Source organism: Companilactobacillus zhachilii (genome assembly GCF_003606365.2).
GTDB classification, from domain to species: domain Bacteria; phylum Bacillota; class Bacilli; order Lactobacillales; family Lactobacillaceae; genus Companilactobacillus; species Companilactobacillus zhachilii.
The window spans coordinates 970,334-988,798 of record NZ_CP031933.2 but is presented as its reverse complement, the minus strand read 5'-3'; the positions used below and the strand labels follow the sequence as shown (position 1 = coordinate 988,798).

The window sequence follows — 18,465 nt, the reverse complement described above, 5'->3', positions numbered from 1 at the left end:
TTATCTAATATTAAAAATTCTTCTAATTCGTTCTACTCTAGCTCCAAGAATCTTATCAGCTAACATTGTCTTTAAAACTAGGTAACCATAAATCGTGCCACCCAATCCTGCCTCAACAACTAGGACGACAACACTGATGATTCGGTCTGAATTGCCAACGAAATGGAATACAATCCAATTAACCAACATAACCGAGACAAACATAATCAATGAAAAGAGAATAATTCCACTAATTCTTCGAGAAATTCGTCCGGTATTAAATGGATAAATCGCATGTAATTCACGGATCATTAACCAACAAACGACAGCCATACCAATACTTGTTGCAACAAGCGGTCCAAACTCGTGGAAGAGCCAAATCATAGGCAACTGCATCGCGACTTTGACAATAAAACCATAAACAAAGTATTTAATAGCTAATCTATTACGATATAACGCTTGTAAAACGGCTGATAAAACCGTGAATAAACCAAGTAAAATAGAGATTATTGATGAAAATTGTAACATCAAAACGCCCAAAGCGTCATAGCGGTAAAAGGTTGTCCACAATGGTTGTGCCACGGCGTACATTCCTAATGAAGCAGGAATCATAATAAAGAAAAATAGTTCCAGCGTATTAGAAATCTGTCCCTCAATTTTTTTCTTGTTACCTTTAGAGTACAACCCCGACAAGATTGGAACTGCTGTAACTGCCATCGCCGTGGACAATGAAACAATTATCATAATTAACTTATTGGCTTGAAAACCAAACAATGAATAGTAATTATCTAACTGTGCACCAGTGGCACTAACAAACATTCTCATAAATTGATTGAATGTTGATTGATCAAATAAGTTAAAGAATGTAATACCGGCATCCAAAATAATAAATGGAACCGCTTGTTGGAAGATTTCACGTGTAAAGTTAGTTTCATTTACATCTGCTACTGGTTGACCATTACGTGACAAATGCCTCAGTTTTGGTAATCGCTTTAACAAGGCCAATATTAAAATGCCAATCGCAACCGCAGCTCCGATAAAAGCCGCAAAAGTTGATTGTACTACAGCATTAATATAACTTCCCTTGTTCATAATCATAATGATATAAGTAGCCAACAGCATATAAATTACACGAGCAATTTGTTCAATAAACTGTGAAATAGCTGATGGAGCCATATCTGAATATCCTTGCAGATATCCACGTAAGATACTTAAGATTGGAATAATTAAAACCGCAATTGCCAATGATTTAATAACTGGAATACTTCTAGGATCCCCATCAGTAAATATAGTTGCCAAAATGGGAGCTCCAAAGTACATTATTGCCGCAAAAATAACTCCCATGAAAGTCATAATCTTGAGACCATGCTTGAACAACTTGTTACCAGTCGCGTATTGATCAAGTGCGTTATAATGTGATATTTGCTTAGAAATTGCACCAGGAATTCCCGCTGTTGAAACAATCAGAAACAAACTATAAATATTGTAGCCTTTAGCATACAATGCATTAGCTGCTGGATAATATGATCCCATCCATGCCATCCATGGAATGATATAGATTGCACCTAAAATACGAGAAAAAATACTACCAGCGGTCATCCAAGCTGAACCTTTTAACATCGTATCCTGAGAAGATTCAGGATCTATTACTGGCATTACTTCTTCTTCATCATGGCTATTATTTACGCCCAAAACATGCACCACCTTAAAAACTGTCCATTTAATTATAGCAAAATAATCTTCCTAAAAATTTTAAATTACACTTAAATTGTCTAAAAAGCAAATTAATTTCTAAGAACTTAAGATTCAAATTGGTTTTATTGAAAGCGTTTCTTCAAAACAGAAAAATATTTTCTACACTATCCCTTACCTTTTTCTGAATAACTCTCAATCGGTGTTAAAAATCGTGCCACAAATATACCAATTTTTACAAAATACTAAAATTGTAAAGTAACAAAATAATCAAAAAATGCTAAAATATGTTTGTTGAATGTTGGAAAGTAAACATTTCAAAACAAACTCACCTAAAATCTCTATTTTGCAATTATTCATGATTTGAAATTCCTTCATATAATATAAACGCTTGAACAATCAATTTGTGTTTACTTTCCAATTTGTCATCTAAAAAAAGGCTTCGGATTAATTTCCGAAGCCTTTTTTGTGTCTTTAATTCAATTATTTAACAACGATGTTAACAATCTTATTAGGAATAACAATTACCTTGACAATATTTTTACCATCAATGAACTTTTGAACTTTTTCATCAGTTGTTGCAAGTTTTTCAAGTTCTTCTTTAGCTGTACCATTAGCAACTTGAAGCTTGTCTCTTAGCTTACCGTTAACTTGAACGATAATTTCAACTGTATCAGAAACTAATTTAGCTTCATCATAGGTTGGCCATTTAGCGTATGAAATTGAATCTGTGTGGCCAAATTTACTCCACAACTCTTCCATCATATGTGGTGCAATTGGAGCTAACAATTGAACTAATCCTTCAGCATAAGCCTTTGGCATTGTATCAACTTTGTGAGCTTCATTAACGAAGACCATCATTTGTGAGATAGCTGTATTGAAACGTAAGGCATCGTAGTCTTCAGTAACTTTCTTAACAGTTTCGTTATAAACTTTATCAAGTTTACCGTCATTTTCATCAGTAACATAGTCATCTTTCAAGGTGCTGTAATCATCATCATTGATAAACAAGTTCCAAACACGATCCAAAAACTTAGATGAACCGGACAAGCCATTTTCTGACCAAGCAATTGAAGCATCCAAAGGACCCATAAACATTTCATAAGTTCTCAATGTATCGGCACCATATTGTTCAACTACATCATCAGGATTAACGACATTACCCTTTGATTTAGACATCTTTTCGTGACCTTTTCCAAGAATCATCCCTTGGTTAAAGAGTTTTTGGAAAGGTTCTTTAGTTGGGACAACACCCAAATCATATAATACCTTGTGCCAGAAACGAGCATACAACAAGTGAAGTACGGCATGTTCTGCTCCACCGATATATAGATCAACTGGCAACCATTGTTTCAATAAATCATAGTCAGCCAATTCTTTATCATTATTAGGATCGATATATCTCAAGTAATACCATGATGAACCAGCCCATTGTGGCATTGTATTTGTTTCACGACGACCTTTACGGCCATTCTTATCGACAACGTTAACCCAATCCGTCAAATTAGCTAGTGGGCTTTCACCGGTACCTGATGGCTTAATATCTGAATCCATTGGTAATTTAAGTGGTAACTCATCTTCTGGAACTAATGAAGTTGTCCCATCTTCCCAATGAATAACAGGAATTGGTTCACCCCAATATCTTTGACGTGAAAAGACCCAGTCACGTAGACGATAGTTAACTTTCTTTTCACCAAAGCCTTTGTCTTCCATATATTCAATGGCACGTTGAATGGCATCTTCTTTGTGCAAACCATCTAAGAAATCAGAATTAATATGCTTGCCATCAGCCGTTATAACGCCATCATCAAGGTTACCCTCAATCACTTGTTGCATTGGAAGATCGAACTTCTTAGCAAAGTCATAATCACGTTCATCATGTGCAGGCACTGCCATAACTGCTCCAGTACCATAAGTAACCAAAACATAATCTGAAATCCAAATTGGAATTCTCTTACCATTAATTGGGTTAATTGCATATGCACCAGTGAAGACACCAGTCTTTTCATCATTCAAATCAGTTCTATCAAGATCTGATTTATGTGAAACTTCTTCCTTATATGCATCAACCGCGGCTTTTTGTTCAGGTGTAGTAATCTTATCAACTAGCTTATGTTCCGGTGCTAAAGTCATATATTCAACACCAAAAATTGTATCTGGTCTAGTTGTAAAGACATTGATCTTATCATCTGAATCAGCCACATCAAATGTCACTTGTGCCCCAACTGAGCGTCCAATCCAATTTCTTTGCATTTCCTTGATATTTTCTGGCCAATCGATATCGTCCAAATCATCAAGTAATCTGTCAGCATAAGCAGTGATTTTCAACATCCATTGACGCATTGGCTTTCTAACAACTGGGAAACCACCACGTTCTGTCTTACCGTCAATAATTTCCTCATTGGCAACCACTGTACCTAGATCTGGTGACCAGTTAACTAGTGTTTCTGATTCATAAGCCAAACCTTTTTTGTACATTTGTTCGAAAATCCATTGAGTCCATTTGTAGAACTTAGGATCAGTCGTACGAACTTCGCGGTCCCAGTCATATGAGAAACCTAAAGAATTGATTTGACGCTTGAAGTTATTAATATTTTTTTCAGTGAAGTCAGCGGGGTTATTACCAGTGTTCAAAGCATATTGTTCTGCTGGCAAACCAAAGGCATCAAAGCCCATTGGATGTAAAACATTATATCCTTGAGCACGCTTCATACGAGCGATGATATCTGTGGCTGTGTAACCTTCTGGATGTCCCACATGAAGACCTTGGCCTGATGGATATGGAAACATATCTAGCGCATAAAAATTCTTCTTATTTGGATCCTGAGTTGTCTTAAAAGTTTGGTTTTCTTTCCAATACTTTTGCCATTTCTTTTCCACGGTATTGTGATTGTACATATTTTTCCTCCTATACAAAAAAAGTCCTATGATTATTAATTAATCATAGGACGAGTTATCGCGTTACCACCTAAGTTCCGTACCTAAATAAGCACGACTCTTGAAATCCTTAACGAGGATTAGGCGCAGTCACTTACTTTGGTTCGGCAACTATTGTTAGTGGACGAGTTCGAAAACAAAAACTTACGCATTCACAGCAACATACGCTTTCTGAAAAGTTTTTTATTATCTACTACTTCCGTTGTTTTATATCTTATACCAATAATGATTGTCCGACAACCAATAAATCTGAATTTAAGTTATTTAATTGGCGTACGTTATCAACAGTTGTACCTGCTTGTGAGGCAATAGAGTCAATCGTATCACCGCTTTGAACGGTTACTGATTTACTTTTTTGACTGCCTGAATCATTTGAGTCATTGGCACTATAATCATTTTGAACATTGATTGACGATGAATCAGAATCTGAATCATTTGATGGTACATACTTCTTCACACCGTTACGTTCATCTTGCACAATTACCGGTGCTTGTTGACTGCCGTAAGCATCTCCAACGTTACCTGTATCTTGTGTCGATGTATTCTTATTCGACAAATTACTCATTGATAATGGTTGACCATCAGCTCCAATAACTTGTCTAACAACTAGTGTCTTACCAGCATAAAGATAATTATCCGTCTTCAAATTATTTAAGCTCATCAACGTATCAGTCGTCATGTTAAATTTATCGGCAATTGACTGTAAAGTATCACCTTGAGCGACTGTGTATGTCTGATCCTTATCAGTAGCAGCAGTGTCAAATTGTGTCAAATTATACTTTTCGATGACACTATTGAGCTTGTCTGCATAAGTTGTATCGGTAGCATAACGGCCCGTTAGATACTTTGTAGCATCCTTGTATGAGTTAGTATTGCTCTTCCAAGTACCAGCATACATTTGGGAATTACCGGAAGTTCCACCCCGAAGTAAGGATACATAATCTTCAAGTGATTCCTTATATGAAGGATACTTTCTAAAGTCGGAACTGATTGAATAAAGACTACCTGTTCCGTCATCTTCTTGCGTACCCATATTAACTGATGCACCCTTATAATCACCTTTAATCCCGAAAAGATTATAATTGGGAGCACTAGCCAAACCACTAGTTCCCCAGCCACTTTCAACTAATGCTTGAGCAATCATAACTGATGCGTACAAGTCGTTATTAGAAGCCAACTTACGTGCTGAATTACCAATGTAATCAATAAACTGTTGGTCTCCAACACCGGTTGATGTAACTGGAGTTGCTACTGCTGCTGAATTTTGATTCAACAAATTACTTACAGATAAAGCTTCGGCTTTAACAGGCGTTGGAGCAGAAATATTGGCAACCTCAGCCACTGTTGCACCAACAAACATGCTTGATCCTAAAATCGACATATTCTTGCGTAAGTTTGCGTTCTTACTCTTTTTATTATTTAATCTAGTCAAACGACTATCTTCGATTTTGCGTTCATGACGTGTCATAACCATAAATATCTGCTCTCCCTCAAAATCTTTATACTTTATTATATTTCTTAACAAAAACTTAAACAATAGAGAGATCAAAAAATATGAAAATATCTAAGAAAATATCCATCCTAGCAATATCTTTACTAATAATCTTTACTATTTGGGCAATCAATGTCGCCATCCAATCCCAATTTATTAAAAACTTCGATTCACTATTGATCAGTCAGATTTATCATCACAATAATTGGACACTAAGCTTTTTTGAACCGTTAACAAATATCGGTGATACTTTCGCAACCATTCTTGTAACCGCAATCATCTTCTTGCTATTAATCGTTAAAAGATATTATTATGCCGCTATTTATTTAGTGTTGAATAAAGTTATTGTCGCTGGACTTAATAGTCTTATCAAAATTATTGTTGAACGCCCTCGTCCTAGCCATACACATTATGTTTATGCTGGAGGATATAGTTTTCCCAGCGGTCATTCAGCCAGTTCGTTCGCACTTTATATCTCGATAATGATTATTAGTTTATATATTTTCAGAAAAATCAAATTAAAAATAACCATTAGTACAATATGTATTCTGATGGTATTTTTAATCGGATATAGTCGTATCTTTCTAGGAGTTCACTATCCAAGTGATGTTCTAGGTGGATACCTACTTGCAGCTACTATCCTGACTTTCAATACTCTATTATTTAGAACCAAGAATCTTTCGATTCTTCAATTCCAAGGCGTTAAGAATTAGTCCCACTATTAATAGTACAAGAGTAGCAACGTAAATGTTGTGCAATCCAGAAAAAAGAATTTGTCTCATTTTGGGTAAAAGCTGATGTGGCAAGCTATTTGCCGTTTGTGGATCAATCAATTTGTTCATCATATCAATGGTAATACCTTTATTTTCAGCTGCACCTTTGGCTAAAGCAGTATTTAAAACAATTCCGCAAACAGAAACCATCATTGATTGGCCAATTGTTCTAAGCAAAGTATTAAAACTTGTTGCCACACCGACGTTCTCTGGTTCAACAACTGTTTGAGCAGTAACCGTTGTTGTCGTAATCGTTAGACCAAAACCAAGTCCAGCTATTCCAGCTAACATACAGAAGTACCAAAATGGCGTAGTTGGACCAGCAGCTAACAATAGACCATTAGCAATGGCTAAGAAGAATAAACTAATGTAAATGACACGATTTGGTGCCATTTTTTTAATTAACGTCCCAGCCCAGAATGATCCAAAGATCCAAACAATTGAACTTGGGGTAACAGCAAATCCACCCATTGATGGACTTAGTCCTAGAATTCCTTGCATCCAAGTAGGAATATAAGCTTCAAATCCGATTAAAAAGCCACTGACAAGTAAAGCTAAGACGTTTTGAATCACGAACGTCTTATTTTTGAATAATTCCAATGGCAAAATGGGATCACTCACATGTCTTTCTACATGAATAAAGACAAATATTGAAATAACGGAGATGGCTGCTAGACCTAATGGCAACCAAATTGATGAGCCACCAATGTTTTGTAATGCCAACATTAATGGCAACAAAACAAGAATCAGCATGATCGTACCCATATAATCAATTTTCAGTTTTTCATGTTCACGTTTTTCTTCCTTAAAGAAAATCCAAATGAGGGCCATCGTCAATAAACCAACTGGCAGATTGATTAAAAATACCCAGTGCCAACTAAGTTTTTCAACAATGAAACCACCTAATAACGGTGCAATAACGGCGGCAATTCCCCATGCCGATCCGTTTAATCCTAAAATACGAGCACGTTTTTCTAGTGGATAAATATCAGCAATAATTGTAAACGTTAGTGGCTGAATGGCACCAGAACCAATACCTTGAATCACTCGCGCTAAAATAAGCGTCAACATGGAATTTGACATCGCACAGAGTGTTGAACCGATAACAAAAATAACTAAACCAATTAAAAGGACTGGCTTACGTCCTACAATATCTGATAACTTCCCATAAATTGGTGTTGCTACTGCTGTCATTAATAAATAAATTGAGAAAACCCAATTCATCAAACTGACCCCATGCAAACTCCCGATAATTGTCGGCATGGCGGTCGAAACAATTGTTCCCTCAATTGCCGTCATAAATGTCGCAATAAACACCGCAATCGTGACGATTACAACGTTTGACTGATTCTTTTGTTCCATTAATTAATTCCTCCCATAAAAAAAAGAGGCTTTCCCTAAAGTTAAACTTTAAAGAACGCCTCTGTAATCATCGATTAAATTTTCAAGAAACTCTTAATATCATTAACTTTATCAAGTTTTTCCCATGGTAAATCGATATCTGTACGTCCGAAGTGACCATATGCGGCCGTCTTCTTATAAATTGGTCTTTGTAGATCAAGCATTTTAATGATACCTAGTGGACGTAAGTCGAAGAACTTATTGATAACCTCTTCAATTTGTTCTTCTGAAAAGTCACTAGTACAAAATGTATCAACGTGAATTGATACGGGTTTTGCTACACCAATGGCATAAGCAATTTGAATTTCAACCTTTTCTGCAACTCCTGCAGCAACAAGGTTTTTAGCAATGTATCTGGCAGCATAACTTGCTGAACGGTCAACCTTAGTAGCATCCTTACCTGAGAAGGCACCACCACCATGACGGGCAAATCCACCATATGTATCAACGATAACTTTACGGCCAGTAAGTCCAGAATCACCTTCTGGTCCACCGATAACGAAACGACCTGTAGGATTAATTAAAATCTTTGTCTTGTCATCCATCATATTAGCAGGGACAACTTCATCGATAACGTATTTCTTAATATCCTTTTGAACTTGCTCTAGGCTTGCTTCAGCTTTGTGTTGTGTACTCAAAACAATTGTATCAACACGAACCGGATGATCATTTTCATCATATTCAATTGTAACTTGTGACTTAGCATCAGGCATCAAGTAATCAATCGTTCCGTTCTTTCTAACTTCAGCAGTCTTTCTCATCAACTTATGAGCGAGAGAAATTGGCAATGGCATAAATTCTTTTGTTTCATTAGTAGCAAAACCAAAAACAAAACCTTGATCCCCGGCACCAATTTGGTCCAATGGATCTTTATCATTGTTACCACGTTCTTCTAATGCATCGTCAACACCCTGAGCAATATCAGGAGATTGTTCATCTAGTGCAACTAATACGGCACAACTATTACCATTAAAGCCAGGGTTTTCACCATCATAGCCAATATCGGTAATTGTTTTACGTACGACACTTTGAATATCAACATATGCAGAAGTTGAAATTTCACCTACAACTAACACTAGTCCAGTTGTAACAGTTGTCTCGCAGGCAACACGTGCATCTTTATCCTTTGCTAAAATAGCATCGAGAATTGCATCACTTATTTGATCAGCAACTTTATCTGGATGTCCTTCTGAAACTGATTCAGAAGTAAATAAATAATTTTTTGACATATCTTTTCCACCTTTTCGGTTACAGGGCCTCTCCTTAAACAAAAAAAGGATCCCATCAGGAACCTTTTAATAGGTTAACATAAAATTAAGCCATTTTCATGAAAAATATTGGTTTGACGTTGAAGTTTTTCTACATTAATATGATTTTATGAGTCAAAGGAGCTAACATGGATAAATTAAAATCTAAAAAACTATTATCAGCTTTTATCGAGTTTATCAGTTATCATATCTTTCCCTTTATCTTTATCTTCATCCACAATTTGAATAATTACTCCATACACGGATTTTTAATCATCATGGTGGCTATGGTAGCTTTATACAAAGAATTCATCTTAACATTGAATCCTAATAAGTATTTTCACATTTTATACAGCGGAATCTACGTTTTATTAGCCATTCTTTCGTTGCATTCGTTAAACCTTTTCGTAACAATATTAATTTTTGCACAATTAGCTTTCCTATATATGGTGAAATATTTACCCGATAAATATCAAAACTTAGTTTCTTTGGTAGAAAATTTCGTCGTTCCTAGTTTTATGTCAATTGCCCTAGCCTTTACCTACATGCACTTCATTTCGGTTAATTTCGTCGTGCCGTTACTATTAATCAACTTAGCAACCGTATTAATTAACTATTTTGAAGGAACTCGCCAAGATTATATTGAATTAGCTGCTATTTCTGGCCTTTGTGCAATTTTATTCCTATTAAACTACATCAGTCTCTGGACAGCCTTAGCAATTATCGTATTCGTTGTTGCAATGTGTTTACTAAAAAATACAAAAATTTTGTACAATCAAATTTATTCTATCGTATAATTGGAAACTTAATATTAATTATTTAAAGAAAATAGCGAGCGTGTGACAAAATTCGAACATTATGGCAAACAAGACCCGAATCCGATTTTGGATTGCGGGTCTTGTTTGCTTTATGCGTAAAAGTGACGTTTTATTTCACGTTTATACTGCATATTTAAAGAAAATAATAGTTTTGTCCCAGACTTTTTTGTAGAATAATTTATGGCACAAAAAAACACCTAACCGAAGTTAGATGTTAAAGTTGTTTTGGAATGGAGGATACAGGGATCGAACCTGTGACCTCCTGCTTGTAAGGCAGATGCTCTCCCAGCTGAGCTAATCCTCCAAAATGACCCCTACGGGATTTGAACCCATGTTACTGCCGTGAAAGGGCAGTGTCTTAACCACTTGACCAAGGGGTCATAAAATTTATTTATGTATTGCTCTCTCAAGCACAAGAAATATAATACAATAATAATAAAGGTGTAGCAAGCTTTTTTTTTAATTTTTTTGAACTTTTTTCAAAAACAGGAGGATAATGGATTTTGAACGTGCAAAATTACTTTGAAACAGCGGAAACAATGGACTTAGCCCAAGATATGCTAGGACATACATTTACCTATAATTCTGACCAAGGAACTTTTTCAGGACTGATTGTCGAAACCGAGGCCTACTTAGGACCTATCGATATGGCTGCCCACAGTTACAACGGACGTCATACACCAGCTAATGACCCACTCTACCAAGCCGGTGGTACTATTTATATTTATTCAATTCATAGCTGGCTTGATATGGATATTAGTATTCAAAAAACTGGTACCCCTAATGGAGTACTAATCAGAGCTTTACAGCCAATCGACGGTCTTGAACAAATGGAACTAAATCGCAATCGGACTGGTTTTGAAGTAACAAATGGCCCTGCCAAATGGATGGCAGCTTTCGGTATTAAAGATAAAAAACTTTCTGGAACTAAATTGAATGAAAACAACTTTATTTTTTCAGCAAAAAAAGTCCAGACTCCTAAAAATATTTTAGCAACACCACGTATCGGTGTGAAAAATAAGGAACCCTGGACTTCTAAAAATATGCGTTTTATTGTTGAAGGCAACCCCTACGTCTCTAAGCTACCTAAACGTGATATGAATCTTGAAACTTATGGTTGGTTATAAGCGGTCGCTACGAGCACGTAAGGCATAGAGAATTGCAACTGTATCAACGACTTCTTGTAACAATGCCCCAATGATGGTTGGAATTAAACCAAATGCGGCCACAATCATTAAAGCAATACAGATGAAAATACCAATTAACACCGCCTCACGAGCAACTTTCATCGTATCGCGAGCTATTTTAACAACTAAGCTAACCTTACTTAGGTCGTCTTGCAAAATAACGGCATCTGCTGATTCACTGGCAGCATTAGCACCCTTGTATCCCATTGCAATACCAACATCTGCTAAAGCTAGTGCCGGTGCATCATTGACACCATCACCGACCATAACTGTTGGATGATACTCTTTATCCAAACCATTGATAATTTTAACCTTATCAGCTGGCAAACTTGAAGGATAAGCCTTAGTGATACCAACTTCTGAAGCAACTAATTCGGTTGCTTCTTTTTTATCCCCTGAAATCATCAGAATATTTTTAATACCAAAATCTTTTAACTTTTGAATTGTTGATTTCGATTCTGGACGGATTTTATCAAGCAAACTATAAACACCAGCATACTTACCATCGATCGAAATGTACACACCGGAACCTTCTACTTCATCAACAGGTTCATCAGTCACAAACTTACCTTGACCAACCCTAACGACATGTCCATCTATTTTACCAACAATCCCTTCAGCCGTAACCTCCTTCAAGTCTTCAGCATTAATGATTGATAAATTACGATCTTTGGCGTAATTAACAATTGCTTCGGCCATAACGTGACTCGAATTTTGTTCAATCGAAGCTGCGTACGACATGACTGTCTCAGGTTTGAAATTATTTGCCGTTTTAAACTGATTAACTACTAATTTTCCCATGGTAATCGTACCTGTTTTATCAAAAGCCACCGTATTGGCCGAATTAAGTTTTTCCAAAGCGGTTCCAGATTTGATAATAATCCCGTTACGACTAGTGCGACTCATTCCTGATACGAAAGCAATTGGTGCAGCCAAAATCAAGGGACAAGGTGAAGCAACAACCAAAACTTGGGCAATTCTAACTGGATCTTTCGAAATATACCAAGCAATCCCGGCAATCACATACGCAATCAACGTAAATGGAACCGCATAACGATCCGCTAATCGAACAAAATGTGCTGGATGTGTTTCCGATTCTTTAACTAACTTAACAATAGCTTGATACTCAGAATCAGCCGCAATTTTTTCCGCACGAATCTTAAAAGGATTTTCGCCATTAATAGAACCTGACATAACATACTTACCTTCAGCTACATTAATGGGAACTGACTCCCCTGTAAGTGAAGACTCATCAACCTCAGACTGACCTTCATAAACTGTCCCATCAACTGGAACTTGTTCCTTAGGACGAATCAACAGCTCGTCGCCAATTTTAACATCGTCAATATCAATGTCTTTAACATGACCATTGTCTAGTAGATGGGCTTTTGAAGGTGTATTGTCCAATAGTGATTTCAATTCACTTTTAGCTTTATTTGCGGCGTACTCTTCCAAAGTATCACCACCAGTTAGCATTAACAAAACAATCCAACCAGCCCAATATTGACCAAGCGAGATTGTAGCGACAATCGCCGTAATGGCCAGTAAGTCGATTCCAAAGTTACCCGATTTGAGAACTTTGATCATATCAACAAACATGATTAGAGCTAACAGTAACCCCAAAATACTGATAATAAGTTGTGCATACCCTGCTTGACGGAAACCAAACTCAAGAATTGCGGCTACAAAACCGATGGTCAACGTACCATATAGCTTAATTTTGTCTGAGTTCATAAAATCACAACCCTCCCATGGATAATTCTATTTATAACTTGATTATACATTCATCAATCAAGAAAGTGAACCTTTATTTGGAATCATTCTTATTTAGTTATCATTTTAAATAGTGGTCTACAATTGGCTACATAAGTAGATTATTGGTAAATAGCTTTAAGCAGAAAGATATTCATGTAGCATAGATTATGTCAAATTCCAGTCAATTTTAGCAAATAAAATATCCCGCATTTATTTGTTAAAATAAGAACAATATGGCACAAAAAATATAACAACCCCATCTAAAATTCTTGTGTAGCTTTGGTTAATAGAGCGCATGACAAAATATGGTCAGCTTTAGAGCATTAAAATAGGCAAGAGTTTGGGACAAAACTATTGTCGTCTTTAAACATGCAGCATAAACGTGGAACAAAACATAGCTTTTTCCGCTTAAAACAAATGTCCCCAGCAATCCAAAATCGGATTACTGGGGACATTTGCCTTAATGCTCGAAAGCTGAACATGTTTTGTCCCACTCTCTTGTCTATTAAAAGTTATATTGCAACGTCTTCATTTTTACGTTTATCGCTTGATAAAGCTTATTTAACTAATTTATCCCAAATTGTAACGCTCCCACTAGCTAAGGACTTTGGTACATCAATGATTCTTTGATTAGATGATCCACGAAATTGTAACGTTAAATCTTTCTTAGGTAGTAGAAAACGTCCATCAACTAGAATATCAATCAACGAGAGCATCTCTAACTTATCATCGGAATCCTTTAATAGCTCTTCCCATGAATAACCAGTCCATGACCAAATATCCTTGGTATGTCCGAACTCTTTTCTAATTCTTTTACATAACGACAAGCACACTTGAGTATTCAAGAATGGTTCTCCACCCAAAAAAGTTAATCCTTGAACATAACTTTGACTAAGATCTTTAATGATTCTATCTTCTAATTCTTTCGTATAAGGTTTTCCATACCGAAAATCTTGAGCTGCAACGTTATAACACCCCGGACAACGAAATGGACACCCCGAAACATATAGGCTACATCTTACACCTTCACCATCAACAAAATTAAACGGCTTATAATCGGCAATTCTTTTAAGACTGAGGTCCTCGCTCAACCATTCTTTGGGAGTCGGATTGTTTGGTTCTCTCATATTCTGCCGCATGTTTTATCATCTCCGAAGTCATATTTTTTCTACGTGAAGCAATTTCCACGTGGCGACCATGAATCATTGGTCTTTGTTGGGGATTACCTAAATATCCGCAGGTCCGCTTAACGACATCACAAGTCATGGGATTGTGGTTACCACATTGTGGACAAACAAAGCCACGCGCTGTGGCATTGAATTCACCTTTAAAACCACATTCAAAGCACTGATCGATTGAGGTATTGGTTCCTAGATAACCCACATGATCATATGCCCAATCCCAAACAGACTCTAAAGCCTTAGGATTTTGTCGTAAATTAGGATATTCGCAATAATGAATAAATCCACCTGAAGCGTATTTTGGAAATACTTCTTCAAAGGTCAATTTTTCAAAAGGATTAGGGTGCTTTCTAACATCATAATGAAAACTATTAGTGTAATATTCTTTCTCCGTTATATCCGCTATAACGCCAAATTTCTCTAAATCATCACGGCAAAAAGTATCAGTCAATGATTCCGCTGGAGTCGAATAAAGGCTGTAATGATACCCACTTTCCTTAGCCCAACCAACACATTTTTCATGTAACGCTTTGACAATCTCTTCGGCAAAATCATGGGCCTCTTGATTGTTCTCCCAATTATTACCAAAGAATTCTGTACATACTTCATACAAACCGATATAGCCTAATGAAACAGTTGCTCGCTCATTTTTGAATAGTTCATCGATACTGTCATCTTTTTTCAAACGTTTCCCAAATGCCCCATACATATAAAGCAGCGGCGCATTTTCGGGTTTGGCTTGTTTGGTCCGTTCAATCCGATATGCTAGAGCAGCATGACAAATCCGCATTTTTTCTTCAAATATTTGCCAGAATAAATCCATATCCCCTTTTGATTCCAAGGCGATTCGTGGCAAATTGACCGTTACAACGCCTAAATTCATTCGCCCGGAATTTACTTCTTTGCCATTTTCATCTTTCCAACCTTGCAAAAATGACCGACATCCCATTGGGGTCTTGAAACTACCGGTGATCTCTTTAATTTTGTCATACATCAACAAATCGGGATACATCCGCTTAGTTGAACATTCCAGTGCCAACATTTTAATATCATAATTTGGATCACCAGGATTTAGGTTCAAGCCACGTTTGATTGTAAAAGTTAACTTAGGAAAAATCGCTGTTCGGTGTTCTTTTCCTAAACCTTTAATTCTAATTTCCAAAATTGCTTTTTGAATTGCCCGTTCAAGCCAATTGGTCCCCAAACCAAAATTAATGGTGGTAAACGGTGTTTGACCTTGTGATGAGTAAAGTGTATTGATTTCATATTCAAGCGCTTGCATGGCATCGTAAATGTCTTTACGAGTCTTTTCTTTAGCAAACTCGACTTGCTTATCTTCAACAATCCACTTTTTGGCATCTTTCAAGTGCTTTTGATAATTAATTTCCGCATATGGTGCCAACAATTGATCAATACGATTAGCCGAACAGCCACCATATTGTAACGAGGCAACATTCGCGATAATTTGTGACATCTGGGCAGTCGCCGTTTGAATCGAACGTGGTGAGGCGACCCAGGCATTACCAATTTTAAAACCATTGCTAAGCATTTCATCAAAGTCAATTAGACAACAATTAGTTTCAGGCGTTACTGGTGAGTAGTCTAGGTCATGCCAATGAATATCACCTCTCAAATGCGCCTTTGCAACAATCTCTGGCAACATCTTTAAACCCATAGCTCGACTAGCGACTCCGGCCTCTAAATCACGTTGTGTATTGAAGATATTACTATCTTTATTAGCATTCTCATGGACAACATCCTCATTGCGATTAAACAAACGCTCAATGTTTAGTTGAACATTTGTAGCTTGAGCAAATTTCTCTTGGTCTTGTCGAAAGTAAGTTTCATAGGCCATGGCTTCTTCAGCCATACCGTTATCATTTAAGACACGAAAAATAAACTTATGTAATTCAACTGTATTGATTAACTGAACGTCACGAAACTTTTGAACCAATTTATCGACAACAAAACTGCGTTGCTCCGCCGTCAATTGCAATTGATCTAAGACAAAGTTTATTTTATATGGATAAAAAGCGGTCTTCACACCACTTCTTTTTTCAACGGGAATGGATACCAATTCATCTAATTTGGCAGTCATAAATTTTCCTCCTACACCTGCTTAATACTGATATCATTCTACAAAATTATAAATAAAAAAATAAGACTACTAAATACTAGATGATGTGTTATATAGCACATAAATACTAGATATAGTAGTCTTATTTTCTTTTTCAGCAAAACATAATTCTACTGATTTCACAAATCGTCGTTATACCACGGTTAAATTATTGATATTCAAACATACGTTCATGCTCAAAAATTTTGATTAAATTTTACTTTATAACGTTGTAATGGTCCTTTTTTGCTCTCTTTTGCGAACAAAATAAAATGTAATTGCGGCACAAACAAATACGACCGCAGTAATAAAAATATGTACTCCATACAAGACGCCAATCGTTGGTCCACCATTAATATTATTATTGAAGAATCCTAACGCATCAATCTTCATAAAGTAACTGATGAAATAAATTGTAGTCATATAAACTAATTGTTGTGAGACATTCCCGACACTTGATAATTGATATTTGATCAAAAAGGCACGTTCCGTATCAATATTCGTATTGGCATACAATTCATCATTTAAAATACGATTATCAGCTCCCACAAAGACCGCACAAAGGAATAAGCCAATAAAGTATGTTGGATTAAACAAGGCTAAAACAAGGCCTAATAACAAGAGTGGATAACGTAAGTTCCGATGACGCTTGTTCAAAAATGGTCCCACCTGAAAACCTACCAAATAAATGGTATAAACTAACATCAAACTGTTAAATCCAAAACGAATCGTGCTATCAAAAATAGCATATAACATTACATAATTCATCACTACGCCACGGTTAACCGCAGCCATACTCAATGGAAACAGTTTTCGATGAATATCGAGTTGATAATATGCCAGAAAGAAAAATAAAACGATAGCAGCCATACTGATCAATAAATCAAATGTATTGGAGACTTCTTTTAGTCTTGTATAGCGAATAATGAATACCAACATGACCAAACTGGCTAGGACAATCAAACTAAATAACGAATTAACGTGAAATTTAGGTTTCTTTTCCAGCCCTTGGTAAAAAGTCAATCGATGCGTTATTTGCATCCCTCCGACCATTGCGGCGAAGAAAAGAAATGCCAATAAGATAAAGGAAAGATTCAAAAATTGTGTCTTAGTAGCAATCAATTGTACTATCAACAAAATAATCAAGGTTAAAAGAACTGACAGACCATGCATCCGATTAAATTTAAACTCTTTATCCATCTGTCCACGCGAGCGAACGGTTAAATAATATGGCCAGATCCAACTCGAGGCCAGCCCTAGTAAAACACCACCAAATATCCCCATAATGGGATTTCCGGCACCCAAAATAAAGAGTGATCCAATCACGCCAAAACAACTAGACATTGCTAACATTGTTGATGCAGGCAATGTAATAAACGTCGTCAATAACATTCCCAATGCTCTAAAAGTATAAAGCATTAAAAATGGCAAGGCATACGCAAAAACACTCTTATTTTGGTTATATAATGTCAAACAGAAAAAATACGGTATCGCGACGCCGGCATTGGCCAAAAGGTCCAAAACACCTTCGTTAAATATATTCATTATTCGCTTCATTTTTTCTCACCTGAAATTAAATGTCTTTAAACATTTTAACAGAAATAACCGAAAAAATAGAGCTTGGAACGAAACTAATTAAAAATGCCATCTCCAGAATCCACCACATTACTAATTATCAACAAAGGCTGTGACAAAACTATCTTTCACCTTAAATGTGCAGTGCATTTAGACATAGCTTTTTCCGTTTAAAGCAAATGACCCCAACAAAAAATCGGTTCTTCTTCAATTCTGGATACAGAATCGAATATAAAAAAAGCTAGATGATTTTCTGAATTTATATAAATCCAAGAAAATATCTAGCTTTTCTGATTATATTTAATGTTAACT

General features: G+C 36.2%; 12 protein-coding genes, 2 tRNA genes, 1 riboswitch and 1 other annotated feature. Of the genes, 3 read left to right on the top strand and 11 right to left on the bottom strand.

Annotated features, from left to right (window positions below; all coding sequences use genetic code 11):
- The 3 genes from D1B17_RS04355 to D1B17_RS04345 all read right to left on the bottom strand — a co-directional run bounded on the left by D1B17_RS04355 (position 1) and on the right by D1B17_RS04345 (position 6,082).
- Positions 1-1,635, bottom strand: a complete 1,635-nt coding sequence (locus tag D1B17_RS04355) for a putative polysaccharide biosynthesis protein (protein ID WP_120144271.1) — start codon at positions 1,633-1,635, stop codon at positions 1-3.
- A 519-nt stretch (positions 1,636-2,154) separates the two neighbouring features.
- Positions 2,155-4,569, bottom strand: coding sequence for a leucine--tRNA ligase (leuS, locus tag D1B17_RS04350; RefSeq protein WP_120142868.1), 2,415 nt, complete (start codon positions 4,567-4,569; stop codon positions 2,155-2,157).
- A gap of 43 nt (positions 4,570-4,612) precedes the next feature.
- Positions 4,613-4,824 (bottom strand) — a binding site (T-box leader).
- Complete coding sequence (locus D1B17_RS04345) at positions 4,823-6,082, bottom strand: glucosaminidase domain-containing protein (protein ID WP_120142869.1); 1,260 nt, start codon at positions 6,080-6,082, stop codon at positions 4,823-4,825. Its footprint overlaps the feature before it by 2 nt.
- An 80-nt stretch (positions 6,083-6,162) precedes the next feature.
- On the opposite strand from D1B17_RS04345, the gene D1B17_RS04340 reads away from it, so the two are divergent.
- Entirely contained in the window at positions 6,163-6,813 is a 651-nt protein-coding gene (locus tag D1B17_RS04340; RefSeq protein WP_120142870.1) for a phosphatase PAP2 family protein, read from the top strand.
- Here D1B17_RS04340 and D1B17_RS04335 read toward each other — a convergent pair.
- Together D1B17_RS04335 and metK are read right to left on the bottom strand one after the other, a co-directional pair.
- Positions 6,760-8,235, bottom strand: coding sequence for an MDR family MFS transporter (locus tag D1B17_RS04335; RefSeq protein WP_120142871.1), 1,476 nt, complete (start codon positions 8,233-8,235; stop codon positions 6,760-6,762). The two genes, D1B17_RS04340 and D1B17_RS04335, sit on opposite strands and share 54 nt — an antisense overlap.
- 74 nt (positions 8,236-8,309) lie before the next feature.
- Positions 8,310-9,503, bottom strand: a complete 1,194-nt coding sequence (gene metK, locus D1B17_RS04330; protein ID WP_120142872.1) for a methionine adenosyltransferase — start codon at positions 9,501-9,503, stop codon at positions 8,310-8,312.
- Positions 9,501-9,578: riboswitch (SMK box riboswitch) on the bottom strand. It overlaps the preceding gene by 3 nt.
- A 92-nt stretch (positions 9,579-9,670) precedes the next feature.
- On the opposite strand from metK, the gene D1B17_RS04325 reads away from it, so the two are divergent.
- Positions 9,671-10,318 (top strand): hypothetical protein, encoded by a 648-nt coding sequence (locus D1B17_RS04325; RefSeq protein WP_120142873.1) that lies wholly within the window; start codon positions 9,671-9,673, stop codon positions 10,316-10,318.
- A gap of 252 nt (positions 10,319-10,570) precedes the next feature.
- On the opposite strand, the gene D1B17_RS04320 is transcribed toward D1B17_RS04325, so the two are convergent.
- Both D1B17_RS04320 and D1B17_RS04315 read right to left on the bottom strand, forming a co-directional pair.
- Positions 10,571-10,643 (bottom strand) — tRNA-Val (locus D1B17_RS04320).
- 4 nt (positions 10,644-10,647) lie between these two features.
- Positions 10,648-10,719, bottom strand: a tRNA-Glu gene (locus tag D1B17_RS04315).
- A 129-nt stretch (positions 10,720-10,848) separates the two neighbouring features.
- Between D1B17_RS04315 and D1B17_RS04310 the strand changes: the two genes are divergently transcribed.
- Positions 10,849-11,466: a DNA-3-methyladenine glycosylase gene (locus D1B17_RS04310; protein ID WP_240704468.1), complete on the top strand. Its 618-nt coding sequence runs from the start codon at positions 10,849-10,851 to the stop codon at positions 11,464-11,466.
- On the opposite strand, the gene D1B17_RS04305 is transcribed toward D1B17_RS04310, so the two are convergent.
- The 4 genes from D1B17_RS04305 to D1B17_RS04290 form a co-directional block, all read right to left on the bottom strand.
- A complete protein-coding gene (locus D1B17_RS04305) occupies positions 11,461-13,260 on the bottom strand; it encodes a heavy metal translocating P-type ATPase (RefSeq protein ID WP_120142875.1) in 1,800 nt (599 codons plus the stop codon). The two genes, D1B17_RS04310 and D1B17_RS04305, sit on opposite strands and share 6 nt — an antisense overlap.
- Positions 13,261-13,838: 578 nt before the next feature.
- The gene (nrdG, locus tag D1B17_RS04300) at positions 13,839-14,420 is read right to left on the bottom strand and encodes an anaerobic ribonucleoside-triphosphate reductase activating protein (RefSeq protein WP_120142876.1); all 582 of its coding nucleotides are present in this window, start codon (positions 14,418-14,420) and stop codon (positions 13,839-13,841) included.
- Entirely contained in the window at positions 14,350-16,560 is a 2,211-nt protein-coding gene (gene nrdD / locus D1B17_RS04295) for an anaerobic ribonucleoside-triphosphate reductase (RefSeq protein WP_120142877.1), read from the bottom strand. The genes nrdG and nrdD overlap by 71 nt, the downstream gene beginning before the upstream one ends.
- A 240-nt stretch (positions 16,561-16,800) precedes the next feature.
- Complete coding sequence (locus tag D1B17_RS04290) at positions 16,801-18,123, bottom strand: hypothetical protein (RefSeq protein ID WP_166806615.1); 1,323 nt, start codon at positions 18,121-18,123, stop codon at positions 16,801-16,803.
- Between the last annotated feature and the right edge of the window lie 342 nt (positions 18,124-18,465).